Here is a 17038-nt window from a genome sequence, read left to right as displayed (position 1 = left end):
GTCCGGTGCGCGGCCTCCATTGTCCAGGAAGGGGCGACGCGCGGGGACGGTACCGGCCCGATTGTCATGGCTTCGCCAGAATGCTGGGTTGTGCGGAGCGGGATCTGCTCGCCCGGGTGGCGCCCGGAGCCGCCGGGGAGCCGCCGCCCGGCGCCGTGGTCTCGATGGCGAGGATGCGGTGCAGCCGGGTGGCCACCAGCAGGCGCTGCATCTGCGGGGGCACCTCGCGCAGGACGAGCCTGCGGCCGCACCGGCCCGCGCGGCGGTGGGCGCCCATGATCACGCCGAGCCCCGTGGCGTCCCACGAGTCGAGCTCGGCGAGGTCCAGCACCAGGTCGCCGTCGCCCGAGTCGACGGCTGCGTGCAGGACCGTGCGGGCGTCCGCCGCGCTGCGGACGTCAAGACGACCTCCGACGACCAGCTCGGCGTGGTCGCCCCTGATGTGCATATGCGCTCCCCGGAGTGGTTCCGTCGCTCTTCGGCGCTTACGTGTGCTCTCGGTGCTCGAGTCCGGCGTCGGCGCCGACGCCCGTTGTCGCCGCCGGCCGGTGCGGTGGCCCGCCGTGTCGCCGTGGCCGCCTCGTGGTGGCCGTCTCGTGCTGTGGCCGTCTCGTGCTGTGGCCGTCTTCTTCACTTGTTGTGGCGGGCTTCACTACTGATGACTGGCGCCGCAGCGGTGAAGTTGCCGTCCGTGTCCTGACCGATACCGGATTTCACCCCCGTGAGGGAGCACGGGAGCCGGACGTGGCGGCCGCCCCGCTCTCCGGGGCGGCGCCCCCGGGGGCCCGTGCCTCTGGGCCCGCGCCCCCCGGGGGTCGCGCCGCCTCGCCGTTCTGCCCGGTGCCGGGCGGCTCAGTGCGAGTGGAAGCCCTGCTCAGTGCGAGTAGAAGCCCTGTCCGGCCTTCCGGCCCAGGTCGCCCGCGTCGACCATGCGCCGCATCAGCTCCGGCGGGGCGAACTTGCCGTCCTGGGACTCGGTGTGGATGTTCTCGGTGGCGTGCAGCAGGATGTCGACGCCGGTCAGGTCGGCGGTGGCCAGCGGGCCCATGGCGTGTCCGAAGCCGAGCCGGCAGGCGGTGTCGATGTCCTCGGCCGAGGCGACGCCGGACTCGTAGAGCTTGGCCGCCTCCACCACCAGCGCGGAGATCAGGCGGGTGGTGACGAACCCGGCGACGTCCCGGTTGACGACGACGCAGGTCTTGCCTACCGACTCGGCGAACGCCCGCGCTGTGGCAAGCGTCTCGTCGCTGGTCTTGAGGCCGCGTACCAACTCGCACAGGGCCATCATGGGCACCGGCGAGAAGAAGTGCGTGCCGACGACCCGCTCCGGCCGGCTGGTGGCTGCGGCGATCTTGGTGATGGGGATGGCCGAGGTGTTGGAGGCCAGGACGGCCTCCTCGCCGGCGAGCTTGTCGAGGGCCGCGAAGATCTCCCGCTTGACCTCGATCTTCTCGAAGACGGCCTCGACGACGATGTCCGCCTCGGCTGCGGCGTCCAGGTCCGTCGTGGTGGTGATCCGGGCCAGCGCCGCTTCGGCGTCGGCGGCCTCCAGCTTCCCCTTGGAGACGAATCTGTCGTACGACGCCTTGATCCCGTCCGTGCCGCGGGTGAGCGCCTCGTCCGTCACATCGCGGAGCGTCACGTCCCAGCCGGCCTGGGCCGAGACCTGTGCGATTCCGGAGCCCATCAGTCCGGCTCCGATGACGGCGAGCTTCTTCGCCACGTTCTTCACCCTCACTTCGTCCCGCCGGGCCGCGCGCCCGCTGTCGCGGCGAGCCCCAGCGCCTCGTGAATGTCCGTCCGTTGGGCGGACATTAGCGCCTTACGGGTGGGCGTGGGGGACGAAGAGACACGTATCACGTCTCACATGGCGGACGTCACACCGGGTCGGCACCGGGGGCCGGGAGGGCTCACCTGCCGGGCTTCGTCGCGTAGTTGAGGAACTCGCCGGTGACGAAGGACTCGAAGGCGTCCACCTTGGCGAGCGCCTCCCGCGCGGCCTGTTCGGGTGAGGTTCCGTCGGCGATGCTCAGCGTGGCGCCCCGCGTCACGAGGTTGACCAGGTTCACCAGTTCGTAGGCGACGAGCTCGGGCATCGGATCGCCGGGGGCCGCTCCCGTCTCGGCGATCAGGGTCTCCTTGAGCCGGTTCGCGGTGCGGTGGTGCATCACCATCAGCCGGGCGACCAGCGCGGGCGACTCCCGCACCACACGCATGAACTCACCGAAACCCTCCCGGATACCCGCGTACAGGTTCTGCTCGGCGATGTCCTCACGGAGCCTGCCCAGTACGGCGGCGGCAGCGGACTGGCCCGGCTCGCGGTCGCGCACCAGGACCGCCGCACGGTCGACCATCTCCTCCTCGCGGTCGAAGAAGAGGTCCTCCTTGGCCGGGAAGTAGTTGTAGACGGTGTTGACCGAGACGTCCGCGGCCTCGGCGATCTCGGCGATGGTGACCGCGTCGAAACCGCGCGCCATGAACAGCCCCGTGGCGATGTCGGAGATCCGTCGGCGGGTCTCGCGCTTCTTCCGTTCTCTGCGGCCCTCGGGGGCTGTGCTGGTCATGCCCTCATCGTAGGCCAAGGTGGGGGCTCCCAAATTTTGGAGAGGTTGCAAGTTTTAAGTGGCTCTGTTTTTCTGGGGCCATGCCAGCAGCCATCCACACCACCGGACTGACCCGGACCTTCCGCACCAAATCCCGCACCGTCGAGGCCGTACGCGGTATCGACCTGACCGTCGAGCAGGGCGAGATCCTCGGCTTCCTCGGACCCAACGGAGCGGGCAAGACGACCACGCTCCGGATGCTCACCACACTGCTGCCGCCCACCTCGGGGACGGCGACCGTGGCCGGCCACGACCTGGTCGCCGACCCCACGGGAGTGCGGAAGCGCATCGGCTACGTCGCACAGTCCGGCGGCGTCGACCCCACCGTCAGCGTCCGCGAGGAGCTGACGACCCAGGGCAGGCTCTACCGGCTCGGCAAGAGCGCGGCAGCCCGCCGCACCGAGGAGCTGGCCGGGGAACTCGGCCTGAGCGCACTGCTGGACCGGCCCTGCGGCGCCCTCTCCGGCGGCCAGCGGCGCAGGCTGGACATCACCATGGCACTCACCCACAGCCCCGCGCTGCTCTTCCTCGACGAGCCGACGACCGGTCTCGACCCGGGAAGCCGCGCCGACCTGTGGCAGCTCGTGCGGCGGCTGCGGGACGAGCGCGGTATGACCGTCTTCCTGACCACGCACTACCTCGACGAGGCCGACGCGCTCGCCGACCGGCTGGTCGTCGTGGACGACGGCCGCGTCGTGGCCGAGGGCACCTCCGCGGAGCTGAAGCGCGCCCACGCGGGTTCGGCGGAGGCCAGCCTCCAGGACGCCTTCATCGCCCTCACCGGACGCGGGACGCAGCGCGAGCAGGAAGCGGCCCCCGTCGCCGTATGAGCGACGGTCGCGGCACGACGACCGCCGATCGGGGCACGACCACCGATCGGCGAAGAACGCCTCCCCACTCCCAGGCAGACGACCCCACAGAGAACGGACCCCTCGCATGTCCCACTTGTTCACCGATACCGGCATCATCGCCGGGCGCTACATCCGGCAGACGGCCTCCTCCAAACTCGGGCTGCTGTTCGGGGCGCTCCAGCCGCTGCTCTTCCTCGTCCTCTTCGGCCCGCTGCTGGAAGACCTCCACCTCGGCGGGGACGGCGACTCCTGGCAGACGCTGGTACCGGGGCTCCTGGTCCAGCTCACCCTGTTCTCCTCCGCCTTCGCCGGGTTCACGATCCTGATGGAGAAACACAACGGCGTGGTCGAGCGGATGCGGGTCACCCCCGTCAGCCGACTCGCGCTGCTGCTGGGCCGCCTGGTGCGCGATGCCCTCCAGCTGTTCGCGCAGTCGCTGCTGCTCGTCCTGGTCGGCGTCGCGATGGGGCTGCGCGCCCCCGTGGCGGGCGTACTGATCGGCTTCGTCCTGGTCGGCCTGCTCGCCGCGTCGCTCGCCGCGCTGTCGTACACGCTGGCCATGCGCGTCAACTCCCCGCAGGAGTTCGCCCCCGTCGTCAGCTCCCTCAACATGCCCGCCGTACTGCTGAGCGGCATCCTGCTGCCGATGACACTGGCACCGGGATGGCTGGACACGCTCTCGCGCCTCGTGCCCTTCCGGTACGTCGTCGACGCGGTGCGGGACGCCTTCACGGGGGACTACGGCGACGGCTCCGTCCTCCTCGGAGCCGCGGTGGCTGTCGCCTTGGCCGCCGTGTCGCTGGGTCTGGGCACGCGGGTGTTCCGCAAGGTGAGTGCCTGACGCGTTGCCGCTCCCCCTCGGGGTGCGGGCCTCAGTACCCATGTCCGACGGTCCCGTTACGCTCGGCGCATGGTTAACCTCACGCGGATCTACACCCGAACCGGCGACAAGGGCACCACAGCGCTCGGCGACATGAGCCGCACCGCCAAGACCGACTCCCGTATCGCGGCGTACGCGGACGCCAACGAGGCGAACGCCGCGATCGGAGTGGCGCTGGCCATCGGACAGCTGAACGAGGAGCTCAGTGCCGTCCTGCTGCGGGTGCAGAACGACCTGTTCGACGTGGGTGCCGACCTGTCGACACCCGTGGTGGACAACCCCGAGTTCCCGCCGCTGCGGGTCGAGCAGGCGTACATCGACAAGCTGGAGGCCGACTGCGATCGCTTCCTGGAGGGGCTGGAGAAGCTGCGCTCGTTCATCCTGCCGGGCGGTACGCCGGGCGCGGCGCTGCTGCACCAGGCGTGCACCGTCGTCCGCCGTGCCGAGCGCTCCACCTGGGCGGCGCTCGAGGAGCACGGCGAGACGATGAACCCGCTGACCGCGACCTACCTCAACCGCCTCTCCGACCTGCTGTTCATCCTCGCGCGTACGGCCAACAAGCCGGTCGGCGACGTGCTGTGGGTGCCGGGCGGAGAGCGGTGAGCCCACCGGCCCCGGGGCGGGCCGCGCTGCTGATGGACCTGGGCGGTGTGCTGGTTGAGGACATGCTGCCGGCAGCCGCCGCCAAGTGGTCGGCCCGGCTGGGCATCACGGAGCGGGACTTCGTCACGGCCGTCTACGCGGGCAACGACACCGAGGTGCTCGTCGGCCGGATGAGCGGCGCCGCCTGGTGGTCGGTGGTCCGCCAGCGGCTCGCGCTGGACGAGGGCGGCCTGGCCGAACTGCGGCGGGATCTCGCGGGCGATCCCGTCTGGGACCGGGTGCTGCTGGAGGCGGTGGCCGCGCTGCGGGGGCGGGCCCGTATCGCCTTCGTCAGCAACGCATGGCCGGACGCCCGCCCCAACCTGGCCCCGCAGCTGTCCGTCGCCGACGAGGCAGTGCTCTCCTGCGAGGTGGGCTTCGCCAAGCCCGACCCGCGCATCTATCGGCACACACTCCAACTGCTGGGTGCCACGGCCGAGGAGTCGCTGTTCGTCGACGACGTCCCGGAGAACGTCGAGGCCGCGCGTGCCCTGGGCATGGCGGGCCACCTGCACAAGGACTCCGCCGGCACCCGCGCCGCCATCGAGGCGTTCGCCGCCGGGCTGCCCGGGCCCGACGGAGACTGACCACAGGTCAGCGGGTACTGTGCCGCACATGGCGATACCGGGGGCCCAGCCACAGCAGCCGTACGCACAGCAGCCCACCTCCACCGCGACACCCGCGTACCAGTTCAACCCGTACGCGCAGCCGCAGACTCCGCCACCCGGCCCGCCAGGGCCGCCCGGCCCCCCGCCGGGCGGGCCGGTGCGCGGCGGCGGACCGCGCTGGCTGTGGGCACTGGGCGGCGTGGTGGTCGCCTCGGTCACCTGGGCCGCGACGCTGATGGCCACCGGCGCGCTGGACAAGGGCGCCTCCGACTCGGCCGAGGCCGACTTCAAGGGCTACCGCTTCCACCACGACATGTGCGAGACGGCGAAGCTCAAGTCCTTCCAGCAGGAATACCGGATCCAGAAGTCCTCCTCGGACAGTCCGGACGGCTACTCCTCGCGGCAGAAGGGCCTCGACATCAGCCGATGCAGCCGCACACTGATCGAGCACGGCGAGACCTCGAAGACGCCCCCGACCACCTACGTCTCGACCACGGTGACCTGGCACAAGAAGAGCGATCCCGCGCCCGAGTTCGCCTCCGAGCAGCGGACGTGGGAGGACCAGAAATCCGGCACGTACCAGTACGAGGTCTCCCCCGTCGACGGCTTCGGTGACGAGGCGTACCTGATCAAGGAGCAGCGCGGCGACAGCCTGGGCAGGCTCATGCTGGAGGTGCGCGCCGGGTGGATGACCTACGAGATGAGCTGGAGCTGGTTCGGCGGCGGCATCGACGAGGACTTCGACCCGCCGGCCGAATCCACCGTCGCGGGCTGGATGAAGAAGGACACCCGCGCGACGCTGGAGGCACTGAAGCAGCCGGACTCCAAGGAGGCCCCCGGCCGCGACCCCGGCGCGTGACGGTCCCCCGCCGCCCCGGAACCGTGGAAGGACCCGCTACGCCGCGGTGATGTTCCGCTCGATCCACTCCACTCCGAAGCGCACCAGCTCCGGCGCTTCGAACAGATGGCACTCGGCTGCGCCGACCCGACCGCGCAGGCCGATACCCGCGGCGAGCGCCTCCCGCGCGATGACGGTGAAGGGCCAGACGCCCTCGGGAACGACCTGGCCGTAGTCGAACGCCTCGTCCTCGGTGTCGATGTCCCAGTACCGCTGCCACACACGGTTGCCCTCGGCGTCCAGCACCGGGACCTCGTAGGTCAGATGACGCTTGCCGGGCGCCTGGGCCAGCGCCTCGGCGTGGTGCAGGACCGTGAGCGTGTCCAGCGGCGCACCCAGCAGCAGGACCCGGCCACCGGTGGCGACGAGCCTGCCCAGCGGCCCGCCCGCGCCGTACGGGTCGTCCCAGGGGACCGCGTCGGTCAGCGCCTTCGCCCGTGCGCCCAGCGCCACGAAGCTGTCGGGATGCCGGGTGCGGCGCGCCCCGGGCAGCCGCCGCAGGGCCTCGGGGAGGCGGCCGTTGTCGTGCGTGCCCTCGCTCAGCTCGGGGTCGTAGGCGGGGTGTTCGGCCCGCACGGCCTCCTGCCAGGGCGCGGGCCAGTCGGTGAAGTCGTACGGCGGCGCGTCGTTCCAGCCGCTGTAGACCAGCAACGTGCCTTCCTCGCCGAGCACCTCGCGCAGGGCCGAGATGACAGTGAGCGGGCCGCCCGGCACATAGCCGAGCGCCGAGAGCGCGGTGTGGAACATCAGCGTGTCACCGGGCCGCAGCCCCAGCGCGGTCAGCTCCCGCACCAGCCTGCTGTGGGTGACGGGTCCCTGGGAGCGTTCCATCAGCACGCGTTCGTCCATGTGGCGAGCGTACGAGGATCGCGGCCGTTCGGCCGCCGATTATTTCCGGACAGCTGTTGCGTCCTGACGGCCCTTGTTTCCGGACCGCCTCCAGGTCTATTTGCGGAGGTACTTGGACAGCGGCGCGGACGACGAGGCGGACTCCGTCTCCGCAGGGCCGGTCGCGTCCCCTGCATCCCCGGACTGCTTCAGCTGCTCGGGCTGCTCGGGCCGTATCGACTGCTTCGGCTGCTTGGGCCACACCGTGTAGCTCACCGCGATCAGCAGGCAGATGACGGCCACCATTCCCATCCGCTGCTGCCATGCCCGCAGCGGCTCGATCTGCTCTCCCCCACCGACGTACCAGATCGCGGCCTGGAGCAGCGCGGCCGCGATGGCGGCGGCACCGATGCCCCGCGCGCCCATCTTCCACTCGTGCACCGTACGCGCGCTCCCGTAGCGGGGCGGACCTGACGGGCGCGGGCCCTTGCCGAGCAGGTGCATGGCGTGGCCGTCCGCCCACTTGACCATGTAGTGCCCGTGCGTCGCTGTGAACCCGATGTAGACGGCGGCCAGCCCGTGCTTCCAGTCGGGCTCGGCGCCGTTCTTCAGATCGACGGCGGTGACGATCAGCAGGACGACCTCCAGCAACGGCTCGCACAGCAGGACCGCCGCACCGGCGCGCGGCATCCGCGCGAGGTAGCGCAGCGCGAGGCCCACCGCGAGCAGCACCCAGAAGCCCACCTCGCAGGCGATGATCAGTGTCACGATCATGAATGAACGCCCTCCTGGCGTCTCCCCCGACAGGGGTGATGGCGAACAGCTGCCGGTCGCCCCGCCCTCCCCCCGTGGCGGACGCGGCGACCGGCGACCCCTCCAACACTGCCTCCCGGGCCCTGCCGCGGCGTCGTCGTCCCAGACGATTCCCACCGCAGCCGACTGCATCGAAAGATGCAGCGGCGCCGCGCGGCCGATCAGCCGGGCGAGTGACAGTCCCGCCCTGTCGGCCCGGGAGAATGAAGCCATGCCCGTCACCACTGCCGGAAAGCCCGCACACACGCTGTGCGGACTGCGCTCTGTGCGCCCGGCGGCGGACGCCGGGCTGATCGCGTTCACCGGTGCGGCGGGCGGCCTGCTGCTGTGGTGGTTCGATCTGGGGAGTTCGCCGCTGTGGAAGGCTGCTCCGGGCTGGCTGGTCCTGGTGCCGCTGGGCGTGATGTGCGTGGCCTCGCTGCTGCGCAGCACCGGGCAGCCGTACGCGCTGGTGCTGGGCCTGGCGGCCGAGGCGGCCGACCTGGCGGTGGGCTCGCTGCTGGCGACCATGGTGCTGTTCACCGATGTGCTCTACGCCGCCGTGCTGTACGGCTCGCCCCGGCTCTCCCGTGCGGTACTGCGCTCCTCGGTCGCGGTCACCGTGCTCGTCGCGGCCGGGCTGCTGGTCGTCTTCCAGGACCCCGAGATGCTGCTGCTCGGCGCCGCCTGCGCCGGTGTGCTGCTGGTACCGACCACCTCCGGTGAGATGATCCGCAACCACCGCGACAAAGCGGCCGCCGAGCGACAGCGGGCCGAGCAGACGGCCCTCCTCGCGGAGATGGACCGCAAGCAGGCGGTCGACGCCGAACGCGCGCGGATGGCGCGGGAGCTGCACGACGTCGTCGCCAACCACCTCTCGGCCATCGCCATCCACTCCTCGGCGGCGCTCTCCTTTCCCGAGCCGGAGCACAGCGACGGGGCCACCCGCGAAGCACTGGGCGTCATCCGCGAGAACAGCGTCCAGGGGCTGGCCGAGATGCGCCGCCTCATCGGGCTGCTGCGCAACGCGAGCGGCCGCGAGGAGCCGGCCGCGACGCCGTCCCTCGACGGGCTCGAAGCGCTGCTGGCCCGCGCCCGGGCGATGGCGGGCGACGGCCGCACCTTCACGCTGACGGACCTGCGCGCCGAGGAGGAGCGGCTGCCCGCGCCGGTGGAGCTGGCCGCCTACCGCGTCGTCCAGGAAGCCGTCACCAACGCGCTGAAGCACGCGGCCCCCGGCGCCGTCACCGTGGAGCTCCACCGCGACGCCGTACGGGCGGAGCGCCTCGGCATACGTGTCACCAGCCCACTGGACGGAGCACCGGTGGACGACGGCTCCCCACGGGCGCCCGGGGCCGGGGCAGGGCTCGTCGGGATGCGGGAGCGGGTGGAGCTGCTGGACGGCGAGCTGACGGTGGGGCCGACAACGGGCCCTGGCGGCGAGCGGGTCTGGCGCGTCCACGCGGTGCTGCCCGCACCGCACGAGCCGGACCGGCCGGACGGCCGGGCCGAGAACAGGCAAGAACATGACAGCCGACGGGAGAAGAGGGAGACGGAGCCGTGACAACTTCCCGGACCATCCGGGTGCTGGTCGCCGAGGACCAGCACGCCGTACGCACGGGGATCGTGCTCATCCTCCGCAACGCTCCCGATGTCGAGGTGGTCGGTGAGGCGGGCGACGGCGAGGAGGCCGTACGGCTCGCCCGGGAGCTGCGGCCCGACGTGGTGCTGATGGACATCCAGATGCCCCGCGTCGACGGGGTGACGGCCACCCGGCAGATCACCGGCGACCGTCTCGCCGATGTGCTGGTGCTCACCACCTTCGACCTCGACGAGTACGTGTTCGGCGCCCTGCGCGCGGGCGCTGCGGGCTTCCTGCTCAAGGACAGCGAGGCGGCGGCTGTGGTCGACGCGGTCCGTACGGTCGCACGCGGTGAGGGCATGATCGCACCCGCCGTGACCCGTCGACTGATCGCCGAGTTCGCGGGTCCCACGGTTCCGGACCGGCCCGGGGCCGCCCGCGCTGCCGCCGAGCCGCCGACCGGGCTGGCGGACCTCACACGCCGGGAGCGGGAGGTCCTCGGCTGCCTGGGCGTGGGGCTGTCGAACGCCGAGATCGCCGCCCGCCTCGCCATGGCCGAGGGCACCGTGAAGACCCACGTCAGCAGGCTGCTGGGCAAGCTGGAGCTGCGCAGCCGCACCCAGGCGGCCGTACTGGCGCAGGAGTGGGGGATCACGGCGCCCTGAGGGGATCACGGCCCCGCGAGGGACACGGCCCCGCGGCGCGGGGCGGCCGGCGAACCTAGGCCACGTTCACCCGCTGGCCGGGCGGCGCCGCCTCCAGCCAGGCGAGGAAACCGGTGAGGGCGTCCTCGCTCAGGGCGAGCTCGACGCGGAGCCGCTCGGGTCCCACGGCACACGCCAGCACCACGGCGTCCGAGAGCAGCGCCTGCTCCTCCTCGCCGCGCGGGGAACGCCGCTCGAGAACGTCAATGGCCCCGCGCACCAGATGGCGGCGGGGCCTGGGGGCATAGGAGAAGACGCGGAACCATTCGATGCGGTCCCCGTTGTAGCGGGCGATGCCGTACGCCCAGCCTTTCCCTTTGGGGTCGGCCGCCTCGGCCTCGGATACCGCCCAGCGGAGATTGCAGTCGAACGTTCCGCCGGACCGCTGGATGAGCCGTCGGCGTACCCCGAAGGCGAAGAGTCCCGCCATCACCAGCAGGACGACCACGCCGCACAGCAACAGAGCGAGGACCATCTTCACCGACCTCCTCGCTTGCTCCGGGACCTGCCGCGCGACAAGTCTCTCAAACCCTGCTGTATGGCTTCAGCCGCGGGCGGGCCCGGAAGATTCCGGGACCGCCCGCGGCTGAGGGTCGTCGTGCGCCGGGTGTGACGCGACAAACGTCAGCGTGCGGCCGTCACCGCTCGCAGTCGGACGTCGGCGCGCTTCTCGGCGTCCTCGTCCGCCTTGGACTTGGCCTGCTCCAGCGCGCGCTCAGCGCGTTCGACATCGATCTCGTCGGTCAGCTCCGCGACCTCGGCGAGCAGCGAGAGCTGGTTGTCGGCGAAGGAGATGAACCCGCCGTGCACCGCGGCGACGACGGTGCCGTTGCCGCTCTCACCCGTCGTGCGGATGGTGACCGGGCCGGACTCCAGCACGCCGAGCAGCGGCTGGTGGCCGGGCATGACACCGATATCACCCGAGGAGGTACGCGCGACGACCAGGCTGGCCTCGCCCGACCAGACCTTGCGGTCGGCGGCGACCAACTCGACGTGCAGCTCAGCCACTGTGGCTCCTCAGACTGGGATGGGGAAAGGATAAGGGGTGCGGCGCGGGGGCTGGTACTCGTACCCGCCCCCGCCGCGGTGCACAACCGGCGCACATCCGCGCACGGCCGGTGCGACCGCGCGCGGAGGCGCGAGCAGAGCGCCGGGGTTCCGGAGTCCGGCGTCAGGAGACGCCGAGCTCCTTCGCCTTGGCCTTGAGGTCGTCGAGGCCACCGCACATGAAGAACGCCTGCTCGGGGAAGTGGTCGTACTCGCCGTCGGCGATCGCGTTGAATGCCGCGATCGACTCGTCCAGCGGAACGTCCGATCCGTCGAGACCGGTGAACTGCTTCGCCGCGTGGGTGTTCTGCGACAGGAAGCGCTCGATACGGCGGGCGCGGGACACCGTGAGCTTGTCCTCCTCGGACAGCTCGTCGATGCCGAGGATGGAGATGATGTCCTGCAGGTCCTTGTACTTCTGCAGGATCCCCTTGACGCGCTCGGCGCAGTCGTAGTGCTCCTGGGAGACGAAGCGCGGGTCCAGAATCCGGGAGGTGGAGTCCAGCGGGTCCACCGCCGGGTAGATGCCCTTCTCCGAGATCGGACGCGAGAGCACCGTGGTGGCGTCCAGGTGCGCGAACGTCGTCGCCGGGGCCGGGTCGGTGAGGTCGTCGGCGGGCACGTAGATCGCCTGCATCGAGGTGATGGAGTGACCGCGGGTCGAGGTGATGCGCTCCTGGAGCACACCCATCTCGTCCGCCAGGTTCGGCTGGTAGCCCACCGCGGAGGGCATCCGGCCGAGCAGGGTGGAGACCTCGGAGCCTGCCTGGGTGAAGCGGAAGATGTTGTCGATGAAGAACAGCACGTCCTGCTTCTGCACATCGCGGAAGTACTCCGCCATGGTCAGACCGGCCAGCGCGACCCGGAGACGCGTCCCCGGGGGCTCGTCCATCTGACCGAAGACCAGCGCGGTCTGCGGGAGCACGCCGGAGTCGGCCATCTCCTCGATCAGGTCGTTACCCTCACGGGTGCGCTCGCCGACGCCGGCGAACACGGAAACGCCCTCGTGCAGCTTGGCCACACGCATGATCATTTCCTGGATGAGGACGGTCTTGCCGACGCCCGCGCCGCCGAACAGGCCGATCTTTCCGCCCTTGACGTACGGGGTCAGCAGGTCGACGACCTTCAGACCGGTCTCGAACATCTCGGTCTTGGACTCGAGCTGGTCGAAGGCGGGGGCCTTGCGGTGGATGGACCACCGCTCGGTCACCTCGGACTCGGCCTCCGGCTCGTTCAGAATCCTGCCGAGGGTGTTGAAGACCCGGCCCTTGGTGACGTCACCGACGGGCACCGTGATGCCGGCGCCCGTGTCGGTCACCGGAGCCTGGCGGACCAGGCCGTCGGTCGGCTCCATGGAGATGGCGCGGACCAGCCCCTCACCGAGGTGCTGGGCCACCTCCAGGGTCAGGGTCTTCTTCTTGCCGTCCTCGGCCGGGTCGAGCACCTCGACCGTCAGCGCCTGGTAGATGTCCGGCATGGCGTCGACGGGGAACTCCACGTCGACGACCGGGCCGATGACCCGGGCTACGCGGCCCGTCGCAGCGGCCGTCTCAACTGTGGTGGTCATGGTTAGCGGTCACTCCCCGCGTTAGCGTCAGCCAGCGCGCTCGCCCCACCGACGATCTCGCTGATTTCCTGGGTGATGTCGGCCTGGCGGGCCGCGTTGGCAAGCCGCGTCAGCGACTTGATGAGCTCTTCGGCGTTGTCGGTCGCGGACTTCATCGCCCGGCGGGTGGCGGCGTGCTTGGAGGCAGCCGCCTGGAGCAGGGCGTTGTAGACACGCGACTCGACGTACCGCGGCAGCAGCGCGTCCAGCACGTCCTCGGCCGAGGGCTCGAAGTCGTACAGCGGCATGACCGCGGCACCGCCCTTGGCGACGCCGTCGCCCGCGCCGAGCGACTCGGTGCCCTTGTCGAAGGAGAGCGGCAGCATCCGGGCGTCCACCGCGGTCTGCGTCATCATCGAGACGAACTCGGTGTAGACGATGTGCAGCTCGTCCGCCCCGCCCTCGGCGGACTCGGCCCGCACCGCCTCGATCAGCGGCGCGGCCACGGCCTTCGCGTCGGCGTAGGTCGGGTTGTCGGTGAAGCCGGTGAACGACTCCTTGACGGGCCGGTTACGGAAGCCGTAGTAGGCCACGCCCTTGGTGCCGACGATGTAGCTGTCGACCTCCTTGCCCTCGGCGGCCAGCCGGGTGTTCAGCTGCTCGGCCGCCTTGATGGCGTTGGAGTTGTAGCCGCCGGCCAGACCGCGGTCGCTCGTGATGAGCAGCACCGCGGCCCGCTTGGGCTGCTCGGTCTCGGTCAGCAGCGGGTGCTTGGCGTCGGAGCCCTGCGCGACAGCGGTGACCGCACGGGTCAGCTCCTTCGCGTACGGCTCGGACGCTGCCACCTTGCGCTGCGCCTTGATGATGCGCGAGGCGGCGATCATCTCCATCGCCCGGGTGATCTTCTTGGTCGCAGAGACGGACTTGATCCGCCGCTTGTAGACCCTGAGCTGGGCACCCATGCTCAGCCCTCGCCCAGCAGCTTGCCGTCCGAGGTCTCGAACTGCGTCTTGAACTTCTCGACCGCGTCAGCGAGGGCCTGGACCGTGTCGTCCGACATCTTGCCGCCCTCGCGGATGCCGGTCATCAGGGCCTGCTCCTCGCGGTGCATGTAGTCCAGCAGCTCGCGCTCGAAGCGCCGGATGTCCTCGACCGGAACGTCGTCCATCTTGCCGTTGGTGCCGGACCAGATGGAGACGACCTGGTCCTCGGTGGCGAACGGCTGGTACTGCGGCTGCTTGAGCAGCTCGACCATCCGCTTACCGCGCTCGAGGGCCGCCTTCGAGGCGTCGTCCAGGTCGGAACCGAAGGCGGCGAACGCCTCCAGTTCGCGGTACTGGGCCAGGTCCACCCGGAGCGAACCGGTGATCTGGCGGACGGCCTTGTGCTGGGCCGAGCCACCGACTCGGGAGACGGAGATACCGACGTTCAGCGCCGGGCGCTGGCCCGCGTTGAACAGGTCGGACTCCAGGAAGCACTGGCCGTCGGTGATCGAGATGACGTTGGTCGGAATGAACGCCGAGACGTCGTTGGCCTTCGTCTCGACGATCGGCAGACCGGTCATCGAGCCCTTGCCCATGTCGTCGGAGAGCTTCGCGCAGCGCTCCAGCAGCCGGGAGTGCAGGTAGAAGACGTCGCCGGGGTAGGCCTCACGGCCCGGCGGGCGGCGCAGCAGCAGCGAGACGGCGCGGTAGGCGTCGGCCTGCTTGGACAGGTCGTCGAAGACGACCAGCACGTGCTTGCCCTGGTACATCCAGTGCTGGCCGATGGCCGAGCCGGTGTAGGGGGCGATGTACTTGAAGCCGGCCGGGTCGGAAGCGGGGGCCGCGACGATGGTCGTGTACTCCAGCGCACCGGCCTCCTCCAGCGCACCGCGCACGGAGGCGATGGTGGAGCCCTTCTGGCCGACGGCGACGTAGATGCAGCGGACCTGCTTGTCCGGGTCGCCCGAGCGCCAGTTGTCGCGCTGGTTGATGATCGTGTCGACGCACAGCGCGGTCTTGCCGGTCTGGCGGTCACCGATGATCAGCTGGCGCTGACCGCGGCCGATCGGGGTCATGGTGTCGACGGCCTTGTAGCCGGTCTCCATCGGCTCGTGCACCGACTTGCGCTGCATCACCGTGGGGGCCTGCAGCTCCAGGGCGCGGCGGCCCTCGGGCTCGATCTCGCCGAGGCCGTCGACCGGGGCACCCAGCGGGTCGACGACGCGGCCGAGGTAGCCGTCGCCGACCGGAACAGAGAGGACCTCGCCGGTCCGCTGCACCGACTGGCCCTCTTCGATGCCGCTGAACTCACCGAGGACGACCGCACCGATCTCGCGCTCCTCGAGGTTGAGGGCGAGGCCGAGGGTGCCGTCCTCGAACTTCAGCAGCTCGTTCGCCATGGCCGAGGGCAGCCCCTCGACCTTCGCGATGCCATCGCTGGCAGCGCTGACCGTACCGACCTCTTCGCGCGAGGCCGCGTCCGGCGTGTACGACTGGACAAAGTTCTCCAGCGCGTCCCGGATCTCATCCGGCCGGATCGTGAGCTCCGCCATCTGGGTTCCCTGCTCTCCTTGTTGGGCCCGTAAGTTCCTTCGGGCTCCGGGGGGTGACTCGGTGTTTCCCCCGACTCCCTTGTACGGCCCAACTCGGGCCGCGTTCGTGCTTGTTGAGTTGGTTGGCGCCGGGCGCCGGGTCCTGCCGTGCTCGCTTCAGCCCGCCATCCGCCGCTTGGCCTCGTCCAGCCGGTCGCCGATCGAGCCGTTGATGAGCTCGTCGCCCACCCGCACCGTGATCCCGCCGAGGACCTCGGGGTCCACGTCCAGGTTCAGGTGCACCTGGCGGCCGTACAGCTTGGCCAGTGCGGCGCCCAGGCGCCGCTTCTGCTCGTCACTGAGCGGCACCGCCGAGGTCACGACGGCGACCGAACGGTTCCGCCGCTCGGCGGCGAGCCGGGACAGCGCTTCGAGCCCACCATCCAGGCTACGTCCCCGCGGCTGAGTGACCAGCCGCGTGACCAGACGCTCGGTGGCCGGCCTGGCCCTGCCGCCCAGCAGCTGGTGCACCAGGGCGCGCTTGGCCTCGGGCTGGGCCGTGCGGCTGGCCAGCGCCGCACGCAGGTCGGGCGAGGAGGCAGCGGTCCGCCCGAAGCGGAACAGCTCGTCCTCGACGTCGTCCAGCGAGCCGTCACGCTCGGCCGCCACCAGGTCGGCCAGGTCGGCCAGCTCCTCGACGGCGTCGACCAGGTCGCGCGGGGCCGACCAGCGGGAGCGGACCATGCCGGAGACCAGATCGGCGGCCGGGCCGCTGAGCTGACCGCCGAGGACCCGCTGCACCAGCGATGCCTTGGCCTCGCCGTCCTTCGCCGGGTCGGTGAGGACCCGGCGAAGCGAGACCTCGCGCTCCAGCAGCGCGGTGACGGCGGCGAGCTCGTCCGCGAGAGCCGCGGCGTCGGCCGACGTGGAGTCGGTCAGCGCGGTGAGGCTCTCGCGCGCGGCGGCAAGCGCCTGGCGGCTCGCTCCATTCATCGGGCGGCTCCGCTGGCGTCGGCCTCGGCAGCCTCTTCGAGCCCGTCGAGGAAGCGGTCGATGACACGGCTCTGCCGGGCGTGGTCCTCCAGGGACTCGCCGACGAGCTTGCCGGCCAGGTCGGTGGCGAGCTTGCCCACGTCCTGGCGGAGCGTGGCCGCGGCCTGCTTGCGGTCGGCCTCGACCTGGGCGTGGCCGGCGGCGATGATCTCCTCACGCTGCCGCTGGCCCTCGGCGCGCATCTCGGCGATGAGCGCGGCGCCCTGTTCCTGGGCCTCGGCACGCAGCCGGGCGGCCTCGTGGCGGGCCTCGGCGAGCTGGTCCTTGTACTGCTGGAGTACGTCGGCAGCTTCCTGCTGAGCCGCCTCGGCCTTCTCGATGCCGCCCTCAATGGCTTCACGACGCTCTTCCAGCACCCTGTTGATGCTCGGAAGGAGCTTCTTCCACAGGAAGAAGAAGACGATGGCGAATGCGATCAGGCCGATGACCAGCTCTGGGATCGGCGGGATGAGCGGGTTCTGCGGAACCTCGGTCTCCGCCATGTTTACC

19 protein-coding genes are annotated in these 17038 nt (G+C 70.8%); 7 read left to right on the top strand and 12 right to left on the bottom strand.

Annotated features, from left to right (window positions below):
• Positions 1–64 precede the first annotated feature (64 nt).
• The 3 genes from JW592_RS09940 to JW592_RS09930 form a co-directional block, all read right to left on the bottom strand.
• The gene (locus JW592_RS09940; protein WP_209264594.1) at positions 65–448 is read right to left on the bottom strand and encodes an STAS domain-containing protein; all 384 of its coding nucleotides are present in this window, start codon (positions 446–448) and stop codon (positions 65–67) included.
• A gap of 426 nt (positions 449–874) precedes the next feature.
• Entirely contained in the window at positions 875–1723 is an 849-nt protein-coding gene (locus tag JW592_RS09935; protein ID WP_209264593.1) for a 3-hydroxyacyl-CoA dehydrogenase family protein, read from the bottom strand.
• A gap of 187 nt (positions 1724–1910) precedes the next feature.
• Positions 1911–2564 carry a TetR/AcrR family transcriptional regulator gene (locus JW592_RS09930; protein ID WP_209264592.1) on the bottom strand — a complete coding sequence of 218 codons (654 nt, stop codon included), beginning with the start codon at positions 2562–2564 and terminating at the stop codon, positions 1911–1913.
• An 80-nt stretch (positions 2565–2644) separates the two neighbouring features.
• Here JW592_RS09930 and JW592_RS09925 point away from each other — a divergent pair, with 80 nt between their 5' ends.
• The 5 genes from JW592_RS09925 (at position 2645) to JW592_RS09905 (ending at position 6443) form a co-directional block, all read left to right on the top strand.
• Complete coding sequence (locus tag JW592_RS09925) at positions 2645–3433, top strand: ABC transporter ATP-binding protein (RefSeq protein ID WP_209264591.1); 789 nt, start codon at positions 2645–2647, stop codon at positions 3431–3433.
• Positions 3434–3539: 106 nt separating this feature from the next.
• Positions 3540–4295, top strand: a complete 756-nt coding sequence (locus JW592_RS09920; protein WP_209264590.1) for an ABC transporter permease — start codon at positions 3540–3542, stop codon at positions 4293–4295.
• 69 nt (positions 4296–4364) lie between these two features.
• Positions 4365–4937 (top strand): cob(I)yrinic acid a,c-diamide adenosyltransferase, encoded by a 573-nt coding sequence (locus JW592_RS09915; protein WP_209264589.1) that lies wholly within the window; start codon positions 4365–4367, stop codon positions 4935–4937.
• Entirely contained in the window at positions 4934–5563 is a 630-nt protein-coding gene (locus JW592_RS09910; protein ID WP_307805359.1) for an HAD family hydrolase, read from the top strand. The genes JW592_RS09915 and JW592_RS09910 overlap by 4 nt, the downstream gene beginning before the upstream one ends.
• 28 nt (positions 5564–5591) lie before the next feature.
• Positions 5592–6443, top strand: a complete 852-nt coding sequence (locus JW592_RS09905; RefSeq protein WP_229375583.1) for a hypothetical protein — start codon at positions 5592–5594, stop codon at positions 6441–6443.
• Positions 6444–6479: 36 nt separating this feature from the next.
• Here the strand turns inward: JW592_RS09905 and aac(3) are convergent, their stop codons facing one another.
• The gene (aac(3), locus tag JW592_RS09900; protein ID WP_209264587.1) at positions 6480–7331 is read right to left on the bottom strand and encodes an aminoglycoside 3-N-acetyltransferase; all 852 of its coding nucleotides are present in this window, start codon (positions 7329–7331) and stop codon (positions 6480–6482) included.
• A 96-nt stretch (positions 7332–7427) separates the two neighbouring features.
• Positions 7428–8084: a hypothetical protein gene (locus JW592_RS09895; protein ID WP_229375582.1), complete on the bottom strand. Its 657-nt coding sequence runs from the start codon at positions 8082–8084 to the stop codon at positions 7428–7430.
• A 250-nt stretch (positions 8085–8334) separates the two neighbouring features.
• Between JW592_RS09895 and JW592_RS09890 the strand changes: the two genes are divergently transcribed.
• A complete protein-coding gene (locus tag JW592_RS09890; protein WP_209264586.1) occupies positions 8335–9666 on the top strand; it encodes a sensor histidine kinase in 1332 nt (443 codons plus the stop codon).
• Entirely contained in the window at positions 9663–10349 is a 687-nt protein-coding gene (locus JW592_RS09885; protein WP_209264585.1) for a response regulator, read from the top strand. Before JW592_RS09890 ends, JW592_RS09885 begins: the two co-directional genes overlap by 4 nt.
• Positions 10350–10404: 55 nt before the next feature.
• On the opposite strand, the gene JW592_RS09880 is transcribed toward JW592_RS09885, so the two are convergent.
• The 7 genes from JW592_RS09880 to JW592_RS09850 form a co-directional block, all read right to left on the bottom strand.
• Positions 10405–10863: a DUF2550 domain-containing protein gene (locus JW592_RS09880; RefSeq protein ID WP_209264746.1), complete on the bottom strand. Its 459-nt coding sequence runs from the start codon at positions 10861–10863 to the stop codon at positions 10405–10407.
• Between the two features lie 149 nt (positions 10864–11012).
• Positions 11013–11396, bottom strand: a complete 384-nt coding sequence (locus JW592_RS09875) for a F0F1 ATP synthase subunit epsilon (RefSeq protein WP_209264584.1) — start codon at positions 11394–11396, stop codon at positions 11013–11015.
• Between the two features lie 163 nt (positions 11397–11559).
• Complete coding sequence (gene atpD / locus JW592_RS09870) at positions 11560–13002, bottom strand: F0F1 ATP synthase subunit beta (protein ID WP_209264583.1); 1443 nt, start codon at positions 13000–13002, stop codon at positions 11560–11562.
• A 2-nt stretch (positions 13003–13004) separates the two neighbouring features.
• On the bottom strand, positions 13005–13943 hold the full coding sequence (locus tag JW592_RS09865) for a F0F1 ATP synthase subunit gamma (protein ID WP_209264582.1): 939 nt from the start codon (positions 13941–13943) through the stop codon (positions 13005–13007).
• Positions 13944–13945: 2 nt separating this feature from the next.
• The gene (atpA, locus tag JW592_RS09860; RefSeq protein WP_209264581.1) at positions 13946–15517 is read right to left on the bottom strand and encodes a F0F1 ATP synthase subunit alpha; all 1572 of its coding nucleotides are present in this window, start codon (positions 15515–15517) and stop codon (positions 13946–13948) included.
• A 156-nt stretch (positions 15518–15673) separates the two neighbouring features.
• Complete coding sequence (locus JW592_RS09855; protein ID WP_209264580.1) at positions 15674–16489, bottom strand: F0F1 ATP synthase subunit delta; 816 nt, start codon at positions 16487–16489, stop codon at positions 15674–15676.
• Positions 16486–17031: a F0F1 ATP synthase subunit B gene (locus tag JW592_RS09850; RefSeq protein ID WP_229375610.1), complete on the bottom strand. Its 546-nt coding sequence runs from the start codon at positions 17029–17031 to the stop codon at positions 16486–16488. The genes JW592_RS09855 and JW592_RS09850 overlap by 4 nt, the downstream gene beginning before the upstream one ends.
• Positions 17032–17038 lie beyond the last annotated feature (7 nt).

This window comes from Streptomyces spirodelae, from assembly GCF_017676385.1.
GTDB classification, from domain to species: Bacteria; Actinomycetota; Actinomycetes; order Streptomycetales; family Streptomycetaceae; genus Streptomyces; species Streptomyces spirodelae.
The sequence above is the reverse complement of the archived record's forward strand: the minus strand, read 5'-3'. Positions and strand labels throughout refer to the sequence as shown.